The organism is Streptococcus sp. GMD1S, from assembly GCF_000296875.1.
In the GTDB taxonomy this organism is placed as follows: Bacteria; Bacillota; Bacilli; order Lactobacillales; family Streptococcaceae; genus Streptococcus.
Map to the genome: position 1 here is coordinate 1 of NZ_AJQY01000226.1, position 806 is coordinate 806.

Consider the following 806-nt stretch of genomic DNA (forward strand, 5'->3'; position numbering starts at 1 on the left):
ATAACCTTCTCCTTATTTATGATATTCAACAAAATAGCTAATCATAGTTCCCTTATAATATACCATAAAAGCAACATTTCCTTGCATCTTATTCAAATTTATAAGTTAGATTAGAAGCATCTAAAGTTGGAATACCACTACTCACCATTATTCAACTCTCCATTAGACACTGTTTCTCTAAAATAATAACCGTCTTTGTAATCAACAACAACAGAATAATAGTAATAATCATTACTCTGCAAAGAGCTTCCAAATTCTAATACGCCATTTTTAAGACCATCCATTTTAAAAAATTTGTTTATTATTGGATTATTCACACTATAAGATATGTCAAAACCATTAGTTACACTGTTATAACTCTTATTTTCTAATTTAAACTCAGATAAAATACTTTTATTAATCGTTAATTCTTGAAACAGAAAACCTTTAAGTTCCCAAATTTCCCTCGCTCTTTCTTCATCTGAAAAAATAAATTGCTGTTCTATGTAATTAACATCTATAATGTCTGTCTTTTTTTCTAACTTTAAATCTTTTCGAATTAATTTACCAGTTATCGTCTTGAACTGACTATTTCCGGTTAAGTATATTTTTATGCTAACTTTATCATTCATGTATACTTGATAGACCTCAAACCCTTCCGGAAATTGCTTAAACAAGTCAAACAGATTCTCGGTTGGATAGACACGACTGACCTCGGAGACTTTGTTCTCAATCCATTCTCGACTATTTTTATTTTCTCCACACCCTGCCAATCCTATCATTATCAATCCTCCTAAAAGTAACATTGTGAGAAATATGCGTTTTTT

1 protein-coding gene is annotated in these 806 nt (G+C 29.8%); it reads right to left on the minus strand.

Features of this window, described 5'->3' with window-relative positions:
* Window positions 1–137: 137 nt before the first annotated feature.
* A partial coding sequence (locus GMD1S_RS08465) for a hypothetical protein (protein ID WP_237738356.1) occupies window positions 138–806 on the minus strand: 669 nt, incomplete at its 5' end.